The following is a 20,935-nucleotide window of genomic DNA, read 5'->3' as shown; positions in this document are numbered from 1 at the left end:
GTTATTCTTCCTCCTCTTCCTCTTCTTCAGATAAATTTAATAGATTTATCTTTCCAGTATTTTCAGCTTTAAGCTCGAACACTGAATCAACATTTTCTCCCATAGCAATAAACACTAAATCGCTAAGAGAAGTCCCCGTATATATACCTGCTATAGCATATTGATTAGCAATATAAACTGCAGCATTATTTGGAGTTCCTGATTTTAAATCCGTTAGAAAAATTGTTTCCTCAAATTTCAAATGATTATTTCTAATAATTTCCAAAAAATCTTTCGATACATTTTCAATATTTTTATCACCATCAAAAGAATAAGCATAAAAATTCTTTAACTCACCAGTAATCATTTCACAACTTTCAATACTAGCTTTAGCATAATCACCGTGTGAACAGACTATATAATTCAAATTGAACCCTCCTTCTAAGTTAATGTGTTAACTTGTTAACAACAAGAATATAACACCTCGTATCCATAATTGCAAGCGCTTTCATAATACGATTGACTTAACACGTTAATGTTGCTAAAATCAAATAGTGGAGGACTGTCTATGGCAAATTCAAAATATCAAATAATAATGGACGACTTACTTAAAAAAATCTCCCTCAATTTTTTTGAAAAAGGAAGTAAATTTTATAGTGAAGCTGATATTCAAGAAATATATGGAGTAAGTTCTACTACTTCAGTCAGAGTTTTAAATAAACTTGTTGAAATGGGGTTAGTAGAAAGGTTTCGAGGAAAAGGTTCATTCCGGTCAAAAAATAATTTTGATGAAGTATTGCGCGTTTCCGATTTAGCAACCACTTCAACCTCAAATACGACTTCCAAAGTCCTTTCAATTTCTAAAGAGAATGATTCCAATATTTTAAAAAAGTTAAATTGTAAAGATTTTTATTATAAAATTGTCCGCACAAGAACCACAAGTAGTACAATTTCGGACCTCTTCATTTCTTACATTCCATCTGAATTCATTAAAGAAGAAAAATTAAGTAGTCCAAATAATTACGAATCCATTTATAAAAGATTTCAAAGTGACTTTGATATTAATCCTTATCGTCTTTCATACCAACAGATTAATACGGTTGAAAAAATTACAGATTCCTTCGTTTTAAATCATTTTGAATATTCTAATCCTAGTTTTCTTGTTCGGCATGAACGCATCACTTTTAACGGTTATTCTGACAACGTTTTAGAATACATCATTTCTTACACTAAACCTGAATTCTTCAAGCAAAAATTAGTAAAGGATGGTTTGAAAAATGATTAATTTTAACAATCCTGTAGACAGAGAAAATACAAATTGTGAAAAATGGGACCTACGAATGCAATACTTTGGTGCCCCAGTTTTGCCGATGTGGGTCGCCGACACTGACTTTATGACTGATCAAACAATTATCAATGATCTCATAAAGCGAATAAAATCCTCACCCATTGGATACAGCTATGTTCCAGATGATTTTTTTAAGTCAATTAATAAATGGTATTTAAAATATCACAATGACGACATTTCACATTTCCCTATTATTGATAATTCAACCGTTATGTCTTCAATGAATATATTAATAAGAATTCTTACCAAACCAAATGACAATGTTCTTATTTTTAATCCAATATACTTCCCGTTTTTTAAAACAGTTGAAAAAACAGACAGAAAACCTATGTTCTATAATCTAACTTACGATTTTAAGAACACTTTTAAAATTAATTTTACAGAATTAGAGAAGTTAATTATTAGTAAAAATCCTAAACTTCTTCTACTGTGCAATCCTCATAATCCAGGTGGAAAGGTCTGGTCTAGAAGCGAATTGCAGAGTATAGTCAATCTAGCTGAAAAATACAATCTTCCAATTATTAGCGATGAGATTCACAGTGATTTAGTTTTCAATAATAATTTCGTTTCTTTAGTTAACTTCTTCTCAAAAAAGGTAAATATGGCAGTTTTATCTGGACCAACCAAAACATTTAATATTGCTGGATTAAAATCTAGTTTTGTTATATTTTCAAACGATAATCTACAACAGAGTTTCCTCGGACAAAGGGACAAATTTAGTTATCCTAAAATGAATACAATTGCAATTCAAGCTTCAATTTCAGCTTATTCAAATGGACTGAATTATGTTAATGATTTAAAAAAATATTTACTTAATAACATAAAAATCTATCATGATTTATTAAATAGTGAATATAAAATACTCCCCTCACAAAGTACTTTCTTACTATTCATAAAAATTCCAGATCAGTTTGAAAACGATAACTATTTTTATGATAAGTGTGTTCAAGCAGGTCTTGGTATTCAACTCGGAATTGACTTTGGAGAAAATGGAAAGGGATTCTTTAGAATAAATATAGGTACTCAAAAATCTAACATTTTAACTTCAATTGATATTCTAAATTCAATTCTTAAGGAGTAGTAAAATGATCTTAAAAGAAGCATGTGTTGCAGATTTTGAAGCTTTAAAAACCGCTGTTGATTCAGGAGCTAACAGAATTGAACTTAATTCTAACTTAGCAGAAGGTGGCACAACTCCCGCAATCGGTACCGCTAAAATGGCAGTTGATTATTGTCATAGCAAAAATGTGAAAGTAATTGCCATGATTCGCCCTCGTGGAGGTAACTTTGTTTACTCCAAAAACGAACTGGACGTAATGAAAGAAGATATTAATTTTTTATCATCCATTAATGTAGATGGTTTCGCCCTTGGCGTAATTTCTGAAAATCATGAATTAGATTTTAATTCTATAGATTTTTTGACAAAGAATATAAAAAATAAAGAACTGGTGTTTCATATGGCTTTTGACGAAATTGATAGAAAGCACCATAAAAAGGCGATGGAACAGCTTAATAATTTAAGATTTAATAGAATTCTTTCCCATGGAACACCTTATTCAGGAAATTTGGATATAGACTATCTTAGAGAAATGATTTCCATGTCAAACAATACTCTTGAAATTCTACCAGGTGGTGGCATTAACTCGCACAATGTAAATCAAATATGTAACCTAATTGGATCCCAGCAGGCACACGGAACGCACATAGTTTAATACAAAAAAGGTCGCTCTTAGTATTAATGAGCGACCTTTTTTGTATTAAATATTTATTTCACTACACCTTTTCTTATGATCAAGTTCCCGTATAACCTTTCTTCTCCTGACTGTATTATTCCAAGACAGGTTTTAGAATAATCATAAAATTTTTGTCTTTCAATTTTTTTAATTTTAGCGTTAGGGAACGATTTTACTATCGTTTCTTCATACTCTTTCCACACTTCTGGCGCTGGTGGATCACCTGGAACAACCTCCATAAGAATTCCTTGATAATCTGAATAGCCGTCTAAGGGCAATACCTCCAAAACACCTTTCAAAAGTTCTACTGAGCTGACACCATCCGCTCTTAAAACAATATTTCCGTTTGTCTTTGCGGGATAGTTTGCATCACATATTAGAACCTCATCTCCATGACCCATTTCCATAAGAAATTTAACAATTTCCGGAGACAATACTTTGGGAATTTTATTAAGCATTTTTCTTATCCGCCTTTTCTATCCAGTATTTTTCTATATCCTCTAAAGTTCTTCCTTTTGTTTCTAGCACAAATTCATGAATATACCATGCTCCTAATAGTGATAGTAGTGCAAAAATATAGAAAACATTTATTCCCATCATTTCAAGTATTACTGGGAATATTAAAGATAAGACTGCATTCAACAAGTACTGTGTAAAAGTTATTACACCCATCCCCATAGCTCTTGCTTTGAGGGGTAAAATTTCCGGCACGTAGGACCAAAATACTGGTCCTAAACCAAAACCAAACATAAATACATATAGAAAGATTGCAACAATAGCCACGGTGGCATTAGTTGACCATAGACAAAGCACTACAGCTGGAACTGCTTGTCCCGCTAAACTTATCTCCAATAGTTTTTTTCTCCCCATTCGATCAATGAAAGGTAAAGAAATTAATGTTGATACAACAAGGGCACTACCAACTCCAAAATCAGCAATTATACTAGAATTTGGCATTCCTAAGTTATGGAAAATTTCTGGAGCATAATATACAGCTGCATTTATTCCTGTAAATACCTGCAAAAATGTAAGAATAAACAACATTGTCATAGCAGGTTTAAATTTCCCAAACAACTCTTTCAATCCTGCTTCTTGTTTTTTTAACCCATCATTAATATCAACAATTTCAGCCTCAACTTCTTCTTTTGAAGTTCTAGTTTTCATAAGTATAAGCCGGGCTTTTTTTTCATTTCCATCACGCAATAGCCATCTAGGACTTTGAGGGCTAATTAACATACCAACGGTAAAAATTGCAGCCGGAACTATTCCTAGACCAAGCGTCCATCTCCAGTCGTCAGTAGGCAAATTATATGCACCTACAACGTACGCACATAGAATTCCTATGTTAACACTTAGTTGATACAAAGAAGACATTAACCCTCTAATATGTGCCGGAGCTAATTCAGAAAGATAAATCAATCCGTACATATTGGCAATTCCAGCTGCAACACCTAACACGAGTCTTGAGAACATCAAGAATCCCGTCGAAGTTGAAATCGCAGAAAGAATACTACCGATAATAAAGATCACTCCGCCTAGTATAAGAACGTTTCTACGTTCAATCCTTTTTTCCAAGATGGTAAACACAACAATTGATGGTAAAGCTCCAAATAATAGGAAACTTACTACCATTCCTCTTTGACCAGCATCTAATCCAAATTGTTTAGTAATAGAAGGTAACGCCAGCGAAATAGCTCCAGAATCATATCCATACAACAATCCTGCAAAGCCACCTAAGATGGCAAATAAATAAACAATCGGAGCAGTTTTTTTTGACTCGATTTTATTTTCCATATACAAACTCCTTCAATTATTCTGTATCCAGTTTAGAAATATTAAGAAAAGTAGCATATTTTGAGTCATCAATACTCAAAGAAGGAGTAAATTTTTTGATTTCATACGAACTGGTAAGTAGGTTGTATATCTCATCATTATGAACTTCACCTATTATTTGTAATTGAGTTACCAGATTTCCAATCACACTTGATTCAACTGGGCCCGCATTCACAGGAATACCTATGAAATCTGCAGTTAATTGTACTAATAGCTCGTTTTGAATTCCTCCACCAACCATATTGATTGATTTAAATTTTCTCCCTGTAACTTTTTCTATACTTTCGACAATACTTTTATATTTAAAGGCTAAACTTTCTATCACAACTAAGATCAGTTCGCCCCTTGTCTTTGGAACTCTTTGATTTGTTTTAACAAGATACTTATTAATTTTTTTTGACATATTATTTGGTGTCCCAAATAATTCATCATCCACGTCGATATAACTATTTATTGATTTTGTATTTTTAGCTTCTTCTACCATTTTGGAGTAAGTTACTACTTCTCCACTATACGACCACTCTTTTTGTAATTCTTGCAAAATCCAGAGGCCTGTAACATTTTTAAGCAAACGATTTCTTCCATCAAAGCAGCCTTCATTGGTTAATCCTTGACTAAGAGCAGTATCATCATTAATAACTTTTTCGCTAATAGCTCCGATTATTGACCATGTCCCACAGCTAATAAATATACTATTACTCTGGTTTTGATAATATTCTGGAATAGCTCTAATTGCGGCGGCAGTGTCATGTCCAACCCCACTAATTACTTTGATATCGTTATCAAGCTTAACTTCATCAACAATATTTTGAGAAATATTTCCAAGAATTTTCCCTCCAACTGTTGGCTTAAAAAACCAGTCGATATTCATTCCTAGTTTCTTAATTAACTCAGTATCAAACTCGCGAGTTTCTGCACTTAATAAACCACTTGTTGAACTAATCGTAAATTCATTTTGAGCGATTCCACTAAAAAAATATTCTATTAAATCCGGCATAAATAAAACCTTAGATATTTCATCCTTCAAATAAGGACTAATTTGTAAATCAGAATAGATTTGTAATATGGAATTAATTGAAGAGGGGATAGTTCCCGTTTCTTTATAAAGTTCTTTATCGTTAACTACGTCGGATAATTCATTCAAGTATTCATTTACCCTAGTATCTCTATAGCTATGTGGAGTGCTTAGCAGATTACCATTTTTATCAACATAACCGAAGTCTACTCCCCAGGTATCAACACTCATACTGGAAATCTTACCTAAGTCTTTTTCAGCTAATGATAAACCATATTTAATTTCTTGAAATATTTTTAAGTAGTCCCAAAATAAAGAACCGTTTACTTCAACTGGTTGATTCGAAAATCTAAACTGTTCTTTAACCTTTAAACTAGTACCATCATAAGTCCCTGATACTATTCTTCCTGAACTAGCACCTAAGTCGATAGCAATGGCATTTGTCATTTTCATACTACTATCTCCTTATTTATATAATGGTCCTAACGTCTTACATGCTCTATAATCCGTTGATTCTAAATCTTCTGTACCGAATGAAGCCCAAGTTTTTGGTCTAAAAATATCCTTGTCATTTACATTATGCATATTGACTGGAATTCTTAAAATAGAAGCTAAAGTTATTAAATCGGCACCAATATGCCCATAACTAATTGCTCCATGATTTGCACCCCAATTATTCATAACATCATAAACTGACTTAAATGCTCCTTCACCTGTCAAGGTTGGTACAAAGAAGGTTGAAGGCCAACCTGGATCAGTTCTATCATTAACAGCATTAAATACATTCTCCGGAAGATCAACGGCATATCCTTCAGCAATTTGAAGAACTGGTCCTTGATCCTTAACCAGATTAATTCTTGCCATAGTTACTGGCATTCCATCTTTTCCACCTTCTGTAACATAGTTGCTTGAGAATCCACCACCTCTAAAGTACCCGATATTAGCTGGAATCCAACGAGTTTTATCTAGATTTGCTTGTGCCTCTTTCTCATCTAAATCATAGAAAGGCTTAATTGCTGATTCTCCATTGATTTTTTCCTGTCCAGTTGCATCAAGTGTCTGTGCTCCTGAGTTAGAAAGATGTAAGAATCCGTTAGTAAGCTTCCCTTCTAATTTTGTTCCTGTAACCCGTTTTACAGCTTCAGCACTCCAATAAGTACGAACATCAGCAAAAATTTGAGGAGTGTTTGTTAGTAAATAATTAAATAGCATTGTTGCCCCATTAAGAGAATCATTTTCAGTAGCTAAAATATTAGGTGCATGAATTCCTCTCCAATCATATTGAGAATTCAAAAGTGCTTCCATATAATCTCCATTTGGAAAATGATCAGTCCATTGACGTTGCCCTTGGAATCCTGCCGCAAGTGCGTAATGTCCTTCAGACTCCTCTTTAAATCCAAGTTTTTCTAACTCAGAGTTACCTTCCATCAAATCACGCATTATGATTGTCATTTTGATTGCATTTTGTAATTGCTCTTCTTTTTGATCATCAGTGAACTTCTCTGGGTTATCCTCGTTATAGATGTCTGGACCTACAGGTGTATTCTTATGAGCCCAGTCTAATGCTACTTTAAATTCTTTTTCGTCGTAAATTGTTTCATCCCAACGACGTACTATTTCACTCATATCAACATATTCATTTCTCATGCCAAGGTAGTCCTCAAAGAAGTCAGGGTTGACAATTGAACCACCAATTCCCATGGCAACATTTCCTACTGATAAGTAAGATTTATTTCTCATAATTCCAACAGCCAAAGCTGCTTTAGCGTAACGAATTATTTTCTCTTTAACATCTTCTGGAATTTCAGTGTCGTCTCCATCTTGAACATCATTACCGTATATTCCAAAAGCAGGAATACCTTTTTGAGTATGGGCTGCCAAGACTGCGGCAAGATAAACTGCACCGGGTCTCTCAGTTCCATTAAATCCCCAAATTGCATGTGGAATATCTTTAGTCATATCCATAGTTTCACTTCCATAACACCAACAAGGAGTTACTGTTAAAGTTCCACACACATTTTCTTTATCAAATTTTTCTTTTGCTTCTGACGCTTCTTTAACTCCTCCAATTGTTCGATCAGCAATAACCGTTTGAACTGGTGTTCCATCAGGATATTTCAAAGTCGACTCAATTAATTTTGCTGCAGACTTAGCCATCTGCATAGTTTGATCCTCAAGTGATTCTCTAATTCCTTTTCGTCTACCGTCAATAGTAGGACGAATACCTATTTTTGGAAATTTCATGTCTAACATGCTTATACCTCCATAGAAATTAAATTATTAAGCGTTTTCATTAACTATCTTAATTTCACTCTGAATTAAATAAAATAGAATTCATTCTTTTTGAATTTCATTCAATTCAATAAACCAATTCAATTCTTAAATTATCCAAAATATCAATCATTTCCTGAGGAGGACGTTTGTCAGTAATAATTACATCGATGCTTGAAAAATCACTTAAAACATAAAAATTTTTAGTCATAAACTTAGAACTATCAGCCATTAATATATTTAATTCGGCATTTTTTAGCATTTGTTTTTTTACACTTGACTGATTATCACTTGCCATGTAAACACCATTTCCATCAATAGCTTCACAGGAAATAAACGCAACATCAGCCTTAAATTCTTTAAAAAAAGCTTCACTAGTTGTTCCTACTATAGATCCAGATGAATGTTTCAAAAAACCACCGGAAATAAAAGTTCTTACGTTGCTACTTTTATTTAGTGAAGCGGCAATATTAATCCCATTTGTAACCACAACCATTCTCTTCTTTTTTTTAATATAAGTATCTAGATATGATGTGGTTGTACTAGAGTCAACAAATAAAGCCTGACTGTCACCAATAAAATCAGCTGCTAATTCGGATATGTATTTTTTTTGACTACATTGCTTCCCTTTTCTGATATCATAACCAAATTCAGTTACATTCTTTTTTATTAAATCAACATAGCCTGAGGATCTGACAACTTTATTATCTTCCTCGAGTTTTATCAAATCTCGTCTCAAAGTAGATTCACTTTCATATGTTAATTTTTGCAACTCTTTTATACTTATATGTTTCTTCTTATCTAATATTTTTAAAATTGTGTTCAATCGATCATTAAATTCCATAACAATTCACCCTTTTTTGAATTTTATTCACCTTTTTTGAAATCAACAAACAATCAATGAAAACGTTTTATAATTGTTTTGATTTAAATTATAGTCTACGTTCAGGAGGAAATATATAATGAGAATGATGTTCGAAACAGAAAGGGCAGATTTAGCACATACCGTTCAAAAAATGTTTGATCGAAAAAACACCAATGTTGCTGGAGGTAATATGTCAATCAAGGTCTTTGATAAGGATGGTCATCCTTTCATTTTGATGACACCAACTATGATGTCGGAAACATATTATTCCGAACTACATCCTGCTCAAATTTTAGTAATTGATGGAAACACATATAAAAAAATCGATGGTGTTGGAGATGTTACAAGAGAGGTAAATATGCATGAAAGAGCATATTTAACCCATCCCGGAATACGTTGTGTCTATCATTCTCACGCTGAAAATTCAATGTTTTGGGCAACTAGTGGATTGGATATGCCAAACTTAACTGAAGCAACTAGAGAACTAGGAGAGATCAAAAATCTTCCCTTTGCTCCTGCGACTAGCGAAGAACTTGCCGATGTAGTAAAAAACGCTTTATCAAATATCGGCGATAAAGCAATGGAAAATGTTTTTCTTTTGAATAGCCACGGAGTTCTTATTACCTCTACAGATTTACATGTAGCGGCAAGAATATTAGAAACTCTTGAATGGAATGCGAAAATTGCATATCAACAAACTATTTTCAAAAAAATAGGAATATTAAATGAGTTACAATCATGTGGACAAGATGCCAATACTCCTATGAAACCAGGAACATTAGCATCTATTCCCCTTCCAGGAGATGATGTTAAAAGTTATCCCAAAGAGTTCCCAACAAACTTCAAACGCCCAAACGAAAGTAAATATTAATTTTCTTCACACAGGTAATTAAAAAAGGATCTCAACACAATGAATTGGTGTTGAGATCCTTTTTTAAAATTTGTTTAATCTAATTATTTTCAGGTTGCATCTTTTCTAGCTCAGCATTTGATTTATCATTATAAAGTGCTTTTTTATCTACAAATACATCTTCAAGTGTTCCCAACTTGATACCCTTAGAATAAAAACCATCGGTTACACCTTCTCTAATTAGCTTTGTTTGCTCAAGTGCAATATGTGCATTATATTCCATTGTATCAACGATAGCTACTGCTTTATGAAGTGCAGTCAAACCTGACATTCCTTTTCCACCAACTGTAATTAACACGCCATGTGAATTTAAAAGATACTCGTGAGTCAAGGCATCGTCTCCGATTTTTTTAATATTATCAGAAACTAATTGTGCTAATTCTTCTGAACAATTTTCTCTAAAAGGTAATACAGGGATACTCTTAACTTTTTGAGTAACCTCAGTCAAATTAGGAAGTGGAACTCCCATCGTTGCCCATACTAATTGTTCTTTAGCATGTGAATGGAAAACTGTCTTAATGTCTGGATTTGCATCATATACAGCTTCGTGCATATTAATTTCTCTAGTTAGTTTTCCTTCACCCTCAATAATTTTTCTAGTGTGAGGCTCTACAACTAATATCTGTGAAGCTGTAATTCTCCCGAAATATGCTTCTGACATCATAGTAGGAGTCATAAGAATATATTCTTTTCCGGCTTCGCCGTAGTCACCATTCCTGTCAGTAACTTTAAACGAAAAGTTACCACCAGCGACATTAGTATCATTTCTGTCAAAAACAACTCTAATTACCTTGGCAAGGTCTTCTCTCTCATGTTCAAAAATCATTCTTCCTACATCAATCATTGTTTAGCCTTCTTCCTTCTATTCATATTCAATTTCTTGAATCTTTTTTCATAACCATATTCTTTAAACAAATAACAACTTATACCGATAATAAAAGGCAAAATTACAATGCCTGTTCTTGTAAATATTAAAAATAAAACTACATTAATAAGCATTATGAAATCCCAAGTTATATTATTTAAATTTTCTAATTTCTTTTTAATATTTGTCATCATATTTCCACCTTTATTTAAGTAAAGTCCCTAACTCAATTCTTTATATCTTTCTGATGGCAATGGTGATTTCTTAATATGTCTGTACATTAATGCAAATAATCCCATTAATGCGACAAATCCGACATAGGCCCACCATTGTCCTTGAGTCATGTATGCAAAAATAATTCTCAATTCGGGTATTTCAATTGAACTCCAAGTAACCATTGATCCTTTTGGAATATCAATAGCTTTTGTTAATTTACCCATATTGGTCAAGATAGGAGCAAGGAATGTTGCCCCGTAAAGAAATACTGGTGTATAGATAAAGCTTAATACGATCATTCTTAATAAATTCCCACCAGTTAGTAGCAATCCACCAACACCTAAACAGTAATTAATGATTCCTGCAAATGGTAATACCTTGTTTCCAGGGAGAACCATTGCCCAACCCATGAAAAAGATAATATTAATTGTCAAAGTAACCCATAGTTCTGAGCTTTGACCCACAATAGGCCAATCCAATCCAATCGAGAAATTACGATTTTTAAATCTTGCTTTCATGAACTTACTCATTGCAGCTCCAAAAGGAGAAAGTGCTGATTGGAAGTATTTAGCAACTACCGGGAATAGTGCCATGATTGCTAACATGTATGTTGCGAAATTAAGTACTTGTGCAAATGGTATTCTAGCAAGTAGCCCTATTAGCATCCCAATAATGAATCCCATTGCCCATGGTTCTGATAATAAACCAATTTTCTTTTTAAGAGATTTAGCATCAATTTCTTTATTAAAAATTGGAATAAAGTCCATCAATCTATTCACCGGATACATAATAACCGCTGTAAATGATTCAATATGAGTCGTTGTTGTTGATTGATAGCCAAACATGTCACTAATTGTTGGTTCCCATAGATCACCTAATTTCAATTCGATTATCACTTGAACAGCTGTTAATCCAAAAGCCCATAGATATGATCCACCTGACATATAGTAAACAATATATCCGGTTAAAACTTTTCCCCAAACATTCCACATATCGGCATTAATTGTGTCTGTTAATTTCAAAAGTAACATTAAAATATTGATACCTATTGTTAATGCAAAAAATGCAAATGCTAGCGACCATGCCCATGAAATAGCTGCCGCACCAGTCCAACCAACATCAACTGCTGGCAAATCTAGACCAGTAACTTTACCTAATTGCTTAGTGATTGGTGTGATTTGATCAACTAATACACCGATCAAAATTGACATACCTACAAATCCAATCACTAAGTCAGAACCAGTTTTAACGGCTTTCTTAGCTGACATTCTAAAAATAAGACCTAGAATAATAATTAATATCGGTACGACTACCTGTGCCCCAGGGGACAGGATCATCTGTACAATTTCGTTCATACTCATTTTTTTCACCTCTTATCAGTTAAATTAATTAAATTCCACTTTTTTCTCTAATTGAGTTAAAAATTTCTTCTTGTGCCTCATCATCAAATGTTAAATATGGGTTCATATTAAAATGGGGCAAATTCATCTTTTCTGCTTGTTCGATAACATCATCTGTTTCAATTCCAATATATGCCACAATATCCTTATTTTGTTCCATGACACTGGCAGCTTCACCAACAGGACAAACAAAAGTATCTAGTTCATTTTCCAATCCTTCATTTTCAATCTGATCATTGAAAAGTGATGCTGTTGTTTCACTACTTGCAACGCCACTTCCACAAGAAATCAATACTGTCTTCATTGTTCTTTCCTCCTAATATTTTTTATCCAAGTATTCACCTACTACATATGCCAATTCTTTTGATGTTTTTGCATTAGTGAATCTTGATATAAAGTCTTCTTCTCTCATGGCAAAAATTATGTTCTTCAAAAGATTAGCTTGTCCCGTAGCCTCTTTAATACCTAAAAAGCAGAAATTCTTTGTTTTCATGTCGGTATTAATTGCCATTTGCTTAAGATCAAGATCTTTTTTTGTCTTACATATGTAAACAAAAGGTTTAACAATAAATTCTGGATCAACATGTGGAACTGCCATTGTGAATGCATCAGCATTCAACCCAGTGGGAAATTCTTTTTCTCTTTTGTTAACTGCTTCAGAATATCCATCAGTCACATATCCCAAATCTAGTAAGCGCTTACCAACAACTTCAAATAATTCCTCCTCAGAATTAACATCGATGCTAGGATCAATCAATTCGTTATGAACCATATATGAAAAAGTTGTTTCAATCATTTTCAACCTCCTTTGTTCGATTTTGTGTTTTTGTTTATATTTGTTAACGGTTTCATTCTATTTCTTAACTTCGTTTCTGTCAACCTTTTTAAAATTTGATGGTAATTTATCTCAATGACGGCAATATTGTATTATTTCTTTTTTTTAATCTCTGTGATAGAATTAACACGATTAAACAAGAAAGAACAGGAAATGACTATGTTAAAACAAGAAAGACTAAATAAAATAACTAAAATAATTAGAGATAATGAATATGGTACAACGGAATTTCTAGCAAAAACATTAGACGTCTCGAATATGACCATTCGTCGTGATTTAGATGAATTAGAGAAGCAAGGACAAGTCACAAAAATATACGGTGGTGCAAAAATCATCAACAAAGAGCTTTCTACTGAAGAAAAACAAAGTCTAAATATCGACCTTAAACAACAAATAGCAAAAAAAGTTGCGAGCATCGCTCAAGATGGACAAACTATTTTCCTAGGGGCTGGAACAACTGTAATTGCCTCAATGCCTCAATTAATCAATAGAAATATACTTTTTATAACCAATAGTCTTCCTGTTTTTGACTATATGACCAACTTAAATGAGAAAGTAATTCTTACAGGTGGAAAATATCATAAAACTACCCAAGAATTCGTGGGAGAAGCGGCTATTAATTCTATAAGAACAATTAATATTGATGTTGCATTTGGCTCCACTAACGGAATCAACAAAAACAACATCACAACTGCAAACGTTAACGAAGGAACAATCCAAACAGCTGTTTTTTCAAGATCAGAGTTGAATTACATTTTGTGTGACCACACAAAATTTGATAGTAGCGATACATATACTTTTGAAACTTTAGATAACATTAATGGCGTAATAACTGATGACAAAATCAGTGAAGAATTATTAAAAAAATATAGAAAACTTGGAAAAATAATTTAGGAGATTTGATATGTTGCTCACAATCACTTTGAACCCATCAGTAGATAATGTTTATAGATTAAAAAAACTACAACTCAACAGTTTGAACAGAGTGTCACTAAATAAATATATCGGTGGGAAAGGAATAAATGCAGGAAGAGTAGCTTCAATTCTAGGTTCAAAGGTCTTTTTAACTGGATTTATAGGTGGATCAAATGGAAGATACATTGCTGAACACTTAAATGACTTAACCCCTAAAAATAAGATGACAAATAGTTTTCAAATACTAGATAGTGAAACACGCTTGTGCACAACTGTCATGCACGAAAATGATCAACAAACAGAATTTAATGAAGCCGGTGAGCCAATTTCTAAAAAAAGACTAGACTCATTTATTGACTTCTATCTATCTACTCTTAAAAAAAATCCTCAAATAAATGTTGTATCAATTAATGGTAGTATGCCACCAGAGGCACCAAGTGACATTTATTGTCACTTAATAAAATTAACCAACGAACTAAACCCAAAGATAAAAATAATTCTGGATACATCAAGTAATTTATTAGAAACAACTCTAAACAACATAAAAAAAATGAATCTTCGTATTAACTATGTAAAACCTAATATTTCGGAATTATCAACATTAGTCAAGAAAGAAATAAGTAGCATGCCTGAGGCTATTAAAGCTATTAATTCTAGTAATTTAAAATTTGTAGATAATGTAATAATTTCAATGGGCGAAGAAGGAGCTTTATTTAAAATCAATACCGAATACTATCAAGCAAAAATCCCTTCAATTACAACAATTAATCCAACCGGGAGCGGTGACGCCACTATAGGTGGTTTGTGTTTTGCTCTAGACAACGATTTAAACAATGAGTCGTTAATCAGAACAAGTATGGCTTGTGGCATTTCTAATGCCATGCACTCTGAAATAGGATTCATAAAAAGTGAAGAAGTAGAATATTTAAAAAACAAAATAACCATTTCAAAAATAAAATAACCAAAAAAGACCGCCTCTCAGGCAGTCTTTTTTTGTATTTCCTTGAAAATTGTTGGTCCTTGATAGATTAATGATGTGTATATCTCTACTAAATCAGCGCCGGCGGCCAGAGATTCTTTGACATCCCTGACGGTAAAAATTCCTCCTGAATGAATAACTGCTAAATCTTCTGGGAATTTTTGTCGTACCAGTTTCACTTGTTTCAGTGTTTTATTGAATAATGGTTTCCCACTTAATCCACCAACAAATTTTTGATTTTTTGATTTCAAGTTTTCTCTCGTGGTCGTGGTGTTCGACATCACTACACCACTAATTCGTTCAATATTTTTTGCAATGCTTTCTAGCAACTTTTCATCTGGTAAGTCACTACTAAATTTAAGAAAAATAGGTTTTTTTGCTTCAATCTCATCCAACAATTGGCTAATAATTCCAGCATCTTGGAGACTCTTCACACCGTCTTGATTCGGGCAACTCAAGTTCAGAACTAAAAAATCACCCTCACTTTCAAGAGCTTCCGCAGATTTTGTCATTTGTTGAATCATTTCTTTTGTTGTCAGTCCATGATTGGGAGCAATGTTTATACCAATTGGCACAATGGATTGCACTTTACTGAGATTCTTTTGCGCTTTCTCAACGCCTACATTATTCAAACCCATGTGATTGATAATTGCTTCATCTTCAACCAATCTTTTAACCCGCGGCTTAGCATTCCCCGGTTGTGCAGTTAGCGTCACACTGCCGACTTCAACAAAACCTGCACCTAAGGCAGCTATGCCATTATAAAAAGTTCCATTCTTATCAAAACCTGCAGCCATCCCTATTCGATTGGGAAAGTTAATTCTCGCGATTTCAACATTCTGAGCACTGGAAACTTTGAATAGTTTACAAGTTAACTTTGTTAGCAATCTGCTTCGATGGATTAGACTGAGAAAAAATCCTACTAGGTGGTGATCAAATTCTGGTGTGAACAAGAAAACTAGTGGTCTGAAAAATCTATATAATATCAATTAACTAACCAACCCTTTCAATTCTTGATACCATCTTCTTAACAGCAACAACTCGTAGTCATTAATATATTTACTATCTTTTGCTTCTTGAATAAGTTCATGAAAATTTGTTAACGAAATTAATTGAGTGTTGTGCTTGGAAAAGTTAGCATCAGCGAGTGGCAAGTTGTAAGAAAAAATTGCGGTGGTCCCCAATACTTGTGCCCCAGTTCTTCTAACCACTTCCACTGCCTTCAAGACACTTCCACCAGTCGAAATTAAGTCATCAATTACCACGACTTTGTCATCAGCGGTGACACAACCTTCGATTTGTTTCCCACGTCCATGATCTTTTGGCTGTGGTCGCACATAACTAAGTGGCAAATTCAAAATATTGGCTACGGCGGTGGCATGAGGAATTCCGGCAGTGGCAACGCCACAAATTACCGTCACTTCTGGATAGTTTTTCCTAATTATGGAAGCCATCAATTTAGCGATGTTTTGACGAACTTCAGTATGGCCAAAAGTTAATCGATTATCTGTATAGATTGGTGCTTGTAAACCACTTGCCCAAACATATGGTTGATCAGGACTTAAAGTTACAGCCTTAATTTTTAGTAAATCTTGAATTAATTTTTGCGAAGTATACATTAGTTCCACTCTCCTTGAATTTTTCGATAAGCTTCAATTTCATTTTGAGCTTGCGTAATTGGTCGTCCAACTACAATTCCGTCACTTTGAAAGACTTTAGCTTGAGTTGGTGTTACCACTCTTTTTTGTTCGTTCCTATCCGACCAGGCCGGTCTAATTCCGGGATTAATGCATAGAAAATTCGTTGAAGTCTTAGCCTTAATTTCCAAGTTCTCTGCGGCCGAACAAATAACTCCATCAGCACCACTCTTAAAAGCTAACTGAGCTAAATTAAAGACATTCTCTTGGCTCGTCATTTCTATTTTGAAATCATTTCTTAAATCATTATCATCTAGAGACGTCAGCTGAGTTACTGCCAATAACTTGGTTCGATTATCGGCTGTTTGCAACCCACGTTTTGCTGCTGCAATCATTTGTGATCCACCATTTGCATGAACTGTTAGATAGGTAATATTCCACTTAGCAATCACTTCACAGGTTCTCTCCACCGTGTTAGGGATATCATTCAATTTCAAATCTAAAAAAACAGGCAGGTCCCAATCTCGTAAAGCTTTAATAAAATCTTGTCCATAATTAATGAACATTTCTAGCCCAACTTTTACAAATGGCTTATAGCCTTGTTGCATCAAAGACTTAAGAAAGTTTAGACATTTGGTTTGTTCCTGAAAATCTAGGGCAATAATTAATGGTTTATTCATATTGGTTTCCTTTTCGATAATATGGTCGCCATAAAATCATTTTGTATTAATAATGGAAGTTTGTAAGATTTCTTCTTTAAAAACCGACCACAATTTCATCTCTAACCTCCATATACTATTTGTCCATTACAGATAGTTGCTGTCACTTGTCCAGAAACTTTTACTCCATCAAAAGGAGTATTTTTTCCTTTTGAAATGAATTTTGTCGCTTGAATTTCTGATTCTTTTTCTAAATCAATAATATTCAAATTAGCTGTATTTCCTACTTGAATTTCCGGGCTTGGGAGGTCAAATATTTCCACAGGGTGCACCGACATTAACTGGATTAACTTTTCTAATGTGATAGTTTCAGTCTTAACTAACTTCGTAAATAACAATGAAAAAGCTGTTTCTATTCCCGAGATGCCGAAACTACTTCTCAGGAATCCGCGTGTTTTTTCAGTCATAGTATGCGGAGCGTGGTCGGTGGCAATCATATCAATCACCCCTTCTTGCAGACCAGCAATCAACGCTGCTTGATCCTCCTTAGTTCGTAAAGGCGGGTTCATCTTGTACATCGCATTATCTTCTTTAATGTCGTCTTCGCACAGTAATAAATGGTGCGGTGTCACTTCACAAGTCACATTTATCCCGTCATTTTTTGCGGAACGAATCATTTCTACACTTGTTTTGGTAGAAATATGACTAGCATGATAATGAACTCCCGTTTCTTTAGCAAGCACCAAATCCCTTGCTAACTGAGCAGTTTCAGTTGCTTCAGAAATTCCTGGCAAGCCAAATTCTGCGGATTTTTTCCCTTTATTGATAACTCCGTGATTGAACAAATCAACATCTTCAATATGGGCTGCCAAATGACTGTTAATTTTGGCAATCTCTTTCATTGCATGTAGCATTGTTCGCGAATTCTTAACTGCATGTCCATCGTTTGAAAAGGCAAATGCCCCTAACTTCTGCATTCTTTCAAAATCGACTAATTCATCGCCGATTTCATTAGTTGTAATTGGCGCATATTGTTCCAAAGTAATTACTGATTGTTGATTGAGAATTTGCTGTATCTGAAATTTTTCTGATGTATCGGGAACTGGAATAACATTAGGCATGGCACCAACGGTAGTATATCCACCCTTGGCTGCTGCTTGAGATCCGGTCAGAATCGTCTCTTTATCAGTTTGTCCTGGCTCACGAAAATGAACATGAACGTCAATAAATCCTGGATTAACAATTTTTCCTTGTGCATCAATTACTTCATCATCTGAAACTGTAATCTCTGGTGATAGATTGACAATTTTATCGCCCTCAATCAGAATATCTAGTTTTTCATAATGATCCTTTTGGAAAACTTTACCATTTTTAATTAGCATTAAGCTTCTCCTTGAAGGACTTCTTCTAACATCGCCATTCTGGCAAAAACGCCATTTGTCATTTGTGGGAAAATTACTGACTTATTGCATTCAACAACTTCATCAGCAATTTCAACTCCGCGATTAACTGGCGCTGGGTGCATGATAATTGCTTCCGAATTCATTTTGTTAGCTCTATTACTAGTTAGTCCATAGGTTTCCAGATAGTTATCTGCGGCAAATTGTTCATCGGTTGCTAGACGTTCTTTTTGCACTCGCAATAGCATCACCACATCCATAGTTCCCACTAATTCATCAATTGGTAGCAGTGGCCCAAAGTGATGGAATTCTTCGGTGTACCAAGATTTTGGTCCACCATAGAATAGATTGGCTCCAAGTTTTTCTAAAATTACACTGTTTGAATGGGCAACTCTTGAATGCTTCAAATCCCCGACTATTGCTACATTCAAACCATCAAAGTGGTGGAACTTTTCATAAATTGTCATTAGGTCTAAGAAGCTTTGTGATGGGTGTTGTCCCTTGCCATCACCGGCATTAAGAATATGGATATTTACATCTTTTAATTGTTGATAATATGCATCTTGACTGTCACGAATCACTGCCACATCAACACCAATGCTTTCAACTGTTTTGACTGTGTCATACAATGTTTCCCCTTTTTTAATGGACGAAGTATCGACATCAAAGTTTAAAACATTCATTCCTAGATTAGCTTCGGCCATCTGAAAACTTGTCTTGGTCCGCGTACTATTTTCGAAGAACATATTCATTACGCTCTTGTTTTGAAATGAACTTTTAGCTCCTTTTTTGAATTCCAAAGCTCTCTCAATAATCCGCATTACATCGTTTGTTGCCACCGTGTCCATTGTTAAGATATTATCCATTTTTTCCTCCTAATATAAAAAAGGGATACCAGATTGTTATCCAGTATCCCTAAAGTTTTTGCCTATTATTTACACTAAAAAGACAGAATCTTTAGAATCTCACTGGATCCCATTAAAAATTCTTGCTGCAACAAAAAACCTTCTCTGCCAGTTCGACAAAGAAAGTTTCATTTTTGATAGATTTAGTCTATCTCCTGTGATACCTTTCAAGCCTCTCTGGACTTATTTAAAAGTTATGTTGTTTAGATAATACAAATTGTAAATTAATAAGTCAATACTATTTCTTCAATTCGTTCAAATCTTCTTTGGCATGAATAATACTTGTTAGCAAGCTATTATCATCAACATTGATGCCGTGCTTCTCACCTAACTTAGCGAAATATCCATTCAAGAAGTCAATTTCAGTTTTTCTTCCTTTAGACAAATCTTGGTGTAATGATGGATAGTGATTACCACTCTTCTTAGGGTCAAATTGTTCTTCCAAAGTTGCTTTCACTTTTTCTTTATGGAATTCAACTTTTTCAGCGGCGGCAACCTCGCTGATTTCATCCAAGACTGAATCCATCAAAAAATCACGATCTTTGATTGTTCCAAATTGACCAACTGAACAATCCAGAATTCCACAATAAGTGTTGATAACTGAGTTAAAGGCAGCTTTGGTCCAGATAACACTGATAACATCATTTGATTGAGTGACGTTCAAACCAGAAGCATTCATTTCGGCAACAACTTCGGCTACTTTAGCATCTTTACTTGTTCCCAAATATTGAAGATTAATTGAACCTGTCCCTGATGCTTTGATTGAGCCCGGACCTACTAATTCTGATGACCAGAGAGTCGTTCCCGCCATAATATTATCTCTTGATGAGTGTCCTTCAATTGTTTCCACGTTACCAACACCATTGGCTAGTACAAGTAATAAAGTATCATCAATTGAATCACCAAGGTTAGTTAGCATTTCATCCAATTGCATTGCTTTAGTGAACAATAAAATCAAATCAAATTTTTCATTCACATCTTTAGGAAATAAAGCCTTGATAGAATAATTTTTTGTTTCTCCATTGTCTTCAAAAGTTAATCCTTTTTCGTTCAATGTATTAACATTTTGATCCCAGCCATCAATCGCAACTACTTCGTTATTGTGTTCCAATAACTTAGCAGCAAATAAAGAACCCATAGCTCCGAATCCAGCAATTCCAATTTTCATGA

The 20,935-nt window shown here is 34.0% G+C and carries 23 protein-coding genes; 6 read left to right on the top strand and 17 right to left on the bottom strand.

Annotated features, from left to right (window positions below; genetic code table 11):
* Window position 1: 1 nt before the first annotated feature.
* A complete protein-coding gene (locus tag Q2T76_RS02570) occupies window positions 2-406 on the bottom strand; it encodes a PTS sugar transporter subunit IIA (protein WP_302083800.1) in 405 nt (134 codons plus the stop codon).
* Window positions 407-547: 141 nt separating this feature from the next.
* On the opposite strand from Q2T76_RS02570, the gene Q2T76_RS02565 reads away from it, so the two are divergent.
* From Q2T76_RS02565 to Q2T76_RS02555, 3 genes are read left to right on the top strand one after another with little or no spacing between them, the layout of a single operon-like run.
* Window positions 548-1,264: a GntR family transcriptional regulator gene (locus tag Q2T76_RS02565; RefSeq protein ID WP_302083798.1), complete on the top strand. Its 717-nt coding sequence runs from the start codon at window positions 548-550 to the stop codon at window positions 1,262-1,264.
* Entirely contained in the window at window positions 1,257-2,408 is a 1,152-nt protein-coding gene (locus Q2T76_RS02560; protein WP_302083796.1) for a MalY/PatB family protein, read from the top strand. The genes Q2T76_RS02565 and Q2T76_RS02560 overlap by 8 nt, the downstream gene beginning before the upstream one ends.
* Window positions 2,409-2,412: 4 nt before the next feature.
* Window positions 2,413-3,039 carry a copper homeostasis protein CutC gene (locus Q2T76_RS02555; RefSeq protein ID WP_302083795.1) on the top strand — a complete coding sequence of 209 codons (627 nt, stop codon included), beginning with the start codon at window positions 2,413-2,415 and terminating at the stop codon, window positions 3,037-3,039.
* A gap of 53 nt (window positions 3,040-3,092) precedes the next feature.
* Here Q2T76_RS02555 and Q2T76_RS02550 read toward each other — a convergent pair whose 3' ends face one another.
* The 5 genes from Q2T76_RS02550 to Q2T76_RS02530 form a co-directional block, all read right to left on the bottom strand.
* Window positions 3,093-3,518, bottom strand: coding sequence for an RbsD/FucU family protein (locus tag Q2T76_RS02550; RefSeq protein WP_302083793.1), 426 nt, complete (start codon window positions 3,516-3,518; stop codon window positions 3,093-3,095).
* A complete protein-coding gene (locus tag Q2T76_RS02545; protein ID WP_302083791.1) occupies window positions 3,511-4,854 on the bottom strand; it encodes a sugar porter family MFS transporter in 1,344 nt (447 codons plus the stop codon). Before Q2T76_RS02545 ends, Q2T76_RS02550 begins: the two co-directional genes overlap by 8 nt.
* Window positions 4,855-4,870: 16 nt before the next feature.
* Window positions 4,871-6,361, bottom strand: a complete 1,491-nt coding sequence (locus Q2T76_RS02540; RefSeq protein WP_302083790.1) for a rhamnulokinase family protein — start codon at window positions 6,359-6,361, stop codon at window positions 4,871-4,873.
* A gap of 12 nt (window positions 6,362-6,373) precedes the next feature.
* Window positions 6,374-8,161 (bottom strand): L-fucose isomerase, encoded by a 1,788-nt coding sequence (locus Q2T76_RS02535; RefSeq protein ID WP_302083788.1) that lies wholly within the window; start codon window positions 8,159-8,161, stop codon window positions 6,374-6,376.
* Window positions 8,162-8,267: 106 nt separating this feature from the next.
* Window positions 8,268-9,023 (bottom strand): DeoR/GlpR family DNA-binding transcription regulator, encoded by a 756-nt coding sequence (locus tag Q2T76_RS02530; RefSeq protein ID WP_302083787.1) that lies wholly within the window; start codon window positions 9,021-9,023, stop codon window positions 8,268-8,270.
* Between the two features lie 118 nt (window positions 9,024-9,141).
* Here Q2T76_RS02530 and Q2T76_RS02525 point away from each other — a divergent pair, with 118 nt between their 5' ends.
* The gene (locus Q2T76_RS02525; RefSeq protein WP_302083785.1) at window positions 9,142-9,915 is read left to right on the top strand and encodes a class II aldolase/adducin family protein; all 774 of its coding nucleotides are present in this window, start codon (window positions 9,142-9,144) and stop codon (window positions 9,913-9,915) included.
* Window positions 9,916-9,994: 79 nt separating this feature from the next.
* Here the strand turns inward: Q2T76_RS02525 and Q2T76_RS02520 are convergent, their stop codons facing one another.
* From Q2T76_RS02520 to Q2T76_RS02500, 5 genes are read right to left on the bottom strand one after another with little or no spacing between them, the layout of a single operon-like run.
* Window positions 9,995-10,795: a class II aldolase/adducin family protein gene (locus Q2T76_RS02520; protein ID WP_302083919.1), complete on the bottom strand. Its 801-nt coding sequence runs from the start codon at window positions 10,793-10,795 to the stop codon at window positions 9,995-9,997.
* Complete coding sequence (locus Q2T76_RS02515; RefSeq protein ID WP_302083783.1) at window positions 10,795-11,010, bottom strand: hypothetical protein; 216 nt, start codon at window positions 11,008-11,010, stop codon at window positions 10,795-10,797. The genes Q2T76_RS02520 and Q2T76_RS02515 overlap by 1 nt, the downstream gene beginning before the upstream one ends.
* A gap of 30 nt (window positions 11,011-11,040) precedes the next feature.
* Window positions 11,041-12,396, bottom strand: coding sequence for a PTS transporter subunit IIC (locus tag Q2T76_RS02510; RefSeq protein ID WP_302083781.1), 1,356 nt, complete (start codon window positions 12,394-12,396; stop codon window positions 11,041-11,043).
* Window positions 12,397-12,424: 28 nt separating this feature from the next.
* Window positions 12,425-12,739, bottom strand: coding sequence for a hypothetical protein (locus tag Q2T76_RS02505; protein WP_302083779.1), 315 nt, complete (start codon window positions 12,737-12,739; stop codon window positions 12,425-12,427).
* Between the two features lie 12 nt (window positions 12,740-12,751).
* Window positions 12,752-13,231, bottom strand: a complete 480-nt coding sequence (locus Q2T76_RS02500) for a PTS sugar transporter subunit IIA (RefSeq protein WP_302083778.1) — start codon at window positions 13,229-13,231, stop codon at window positions 12,752-12,754.
* Between the two features lie 198 nt (window positions 13,232-13,429).
* On the opposite strand from Q2T76_RS02500, the gene Q2T76_RS02495 reads away from it, so the two are divergent.
* Both Q2T76_RS02495 and Q2T76_RS02490 read left to right on the top strand, forming a co-directional pair.
* Complete coding sequence (locus Q2T76_RS02495) at window positions 13,430-14,164, top strand: DeoR/GlpR family DNA-binding transcription regulator (RefSeq protein WP_302083776.1); 735 nt, start codon at window positions 13,430-13,432, stop codon at window positions 14,162-14,164.
* Between the two features lie 10 nt (window positions 14,165-14,174).
* Window positions 14,175-15,146: a 1-phosphofructokinase family hexose kinase gene (locus Q2T76_RS02490; protein ID WP_302083774.1), complete on the top strand. Its 972-nt coding sequence runs from the start codon at window positions 14,175-14,177 to the stop codon at window positions 15,144-15,146.
* A 17-nt stretch (window positions 15,147-15,163) separates the two neighbouring features.
* Here Q2T76_RS02490 and Q2T76_RS02485 read toward each other — a convergent pair whose 3' ends face one another.
* From Q2T76_RS02485 to Q2T76_RS02460, 6 genes are all read right to left on the bottom strand, one after another.
* Entirely contained in the window at window positions 15,164-16,153 is a 990-nt protein-coding gene (locus Q2T76_RS02485; protein ID WP_302083773.1) for a quinone-dependent dihydroorotate dehydrogenase, read from the bottom strand.
* On the bottom strand, window positions 16,154-16,783 hold the full coding sequence (gene pyrE, locus Q2T76_RS02480; RefSeq protein ID WP_302083771.1) for an orotate phosphoribosyltransferase: 630 nt from the start codon (window positions 16,781-16,783) through the stop codon (window positions 16,154-16,156).
* A complete protein-coding gene (pyrF, locus tag Q2T76_RS02475; protein WP_302083769.1) occupies window positions 16,783-17,481 on the bottom strand; it encodes an orotidine-5'-phosphate decarboxylase in 699 nt (232 codons plus the stop codon). The genes pyrE and pyrF overlap by 1 nt, the downstream gene beginning before the upstream one ends.
* A 101-nt stretch (window positions 17,482-17,582) precedes the next feature.
* Window positions 17,583-18,842, bottom strand: coding sequence for a dihydroorotase (locus tag Q2T76_RS02470; RefSeq protein ID WP_302083768.1), 1,260 nt, complete (start codon window positions 18,840-18,842; stop codon window positions 17,583-17,585).
* Window positions 18,842-19,726 (bottom strand): aspartate carbamoyltransferase catalytic subunit, encoded by an 885-nt coding sequence (locus Q2T76_RS02465; RefSeq protein WP_302083766.1) that lies wholly within the window; start codon window positions 19,724-19,726, stop codon window positions 18,842-18,844. Before Q2T76_RS02465 ends, Q2T76_RS02470 begins: the two co-directional genes overlap by 1 nt.
* Window positions 19,727-20,003: 277 nt before the next feature.
* The gene (locus Q2T76_RS02460; RefSeq protein WP_302083765.1) at window positions 20,004-20,933 is read right to left on the bottom strand and encodes a 2-dehydropantoate 2-reductase; all 930 of its coding nucleotides are present in this window, start codon (window positions 20,931-20,933) and stop codon (window positions 20,004-20,006) included.
* Between the last annotated feature and the right edge of the window lie 2 nt (window positions 20,934-20,935).

Origin of the sequence: Lactobacillus sp. YT155, assembly GCF_030504545.1 — a bacterium.
Classification (GTDB): Bacteria; Bacillota; Bacilli; order Lactobacillales; family Lactobacillaceae; genus BQUT01.
This window is presented reverse-complemented; position numbering and strand designations above follow the sequence as displayed.

Excerpts from the sequence above, each read along its gene's own strand:
- Q2T76_RS02515 (WP_302083783.1), bottom strand. The coding sequence starts at position 11,010 with ATGACAAATATTAAAAAGAAATTAGAAAATTTAAATAATATAACTTGG.
- Q2T76_RS02540 (WP_302083790.1), bottom strand. The coding sequence starts at position 6,361 with ATGAAAATGACAAATGCCATTGCTATCGACTTAGGTGCTAGTTCAGGA.
- Q2T76_RS02555 (WP_302083795.1), top strand. The coding sequence starts at position 2,413 with ATGATCTTAAAAGAAGCATGTGTTGCAGATTTTGAAGCTTTAAAAACC.
- Q2T76_RS02565 (WP_302083798.1), top strand. The coding sequence starts at position 548 with ATGGCAAATTCAAAATATCAAATAATAATGGACGACTTACTTAAAAAA.
- Q2T76_RS02545 (WP_302083791.1), bottom strand. The coding sequence starts at position 4,854 with ATGGAAAATAAAATCGAGTCAAAAAAAACTGCTCCGATTGTTTATTTA.
- Q2T76_RS02490 (WP_302083774.1), top strand. The coding sequence starts at position 14,175 with ATGTTGCTCACAATCACTTTGAACCCATCAGTAGATAATGTTTATAGA.
- Q2T76_RS02470 (WP_302083768.1), bottom strand. The coding sequence starts at position 18,842 with ATGCTAATTAAAAATGGTAAAGTTTTCCAAAAGGATCATTATGAAAAA.
- Q2T76_RS02465 (WP_302083766.1), bottom strand. The coding sequence starts at position 19,726 with ATGGATAATATCTTAACAATGGACACGGTGGCAACAAACGATGTAATG.
- Q2T76_RS02560 (WP_302083796.1), top strand. The coding sequence starts at position 1,257 with ATGATTAATTTTAACAATCCTGTAGACAGAGAAAATACAAATTGTGAA.
- Q2T76_RS02495 (WP_302083776.1), top strand. The coding sequence starts at position 13,430 with ATGTTAAAACAAGAAAGACTAAATAAAATAACTAAAATAATTAGAGAT.
- Q2T76_RS02550 (WP_302083793.1), bottom strand. The coding sequence starts at position 3,518 with ATGCTTAATAAAATTCCCAAAGTATTGTCTCCGGAAATTGTTAAATTT.
- Q2T76_RS02460 (WP_302083765.1), bottom strand. The coding sequence starts at position 20,933 with ATGAAAATTGGAATTGCTGGATTCGGAGCTATGGGTTCTTTATTTGCT.
- Q2T76_RS02530 (WP_302083787.1), bottom strand. The coding sequence starts at position 9,023 with ATGGAATTTAATGATCGATTGAACACAATTTTAAAAATATTAGATAAG.
- Q2T76_RS02510 (WP_302083781.1), bottom strand. The coding sequence starts at position 12,396 with ATGAGTATGAACGAAATTGTACAGATGATCCTGTCCCCTGGGGCACAG.
- pyrF (WP_302083769.1), bottom strand. The coding sequence starts at position 17,481 with ATGAATAAACCATTAATTATTGCCCTAGATTTTCAGGAACAAACCAAA.
- Q2T76_RS02535 (WP_302083788.1), bottom strand. The coding sequence starts at position 8,161 with ATGTTAGACATGAAATTTCCAAAAATAGGTATTCGTCCTACTATTGAC.
- pyrE (WP_302083771.1), bottom strand. The coding sequence starts at position 16,783 with ATGTATACTTCGCAAAAATTAATTCAAGATTTACTAAAAATTAAGGCT.
- Q2T76_RS02525 (WP_302083785.1), top strand. The coding sequence starts at position 9,142 with ATGAGAATGATGTTCGAAACAGAAAGGGCAGATTTAGCACATACCGTT.
- Q2T76_RS02505 (WP_302083779.1), bottom strand. The coding sequence starts at position 12,739 with ATGAAGACAGTATTGATTTCTTGTGGAAGTGGCGTTGCAAGTAGTGAA.
- Q2T76_RS02500 (WP_302083778.1), bottom strand. The coding sequence starts at position 13,231 with ATGATTGAAACAACTTTTTCATATATGGTTCATAACGAATTGATTGAT.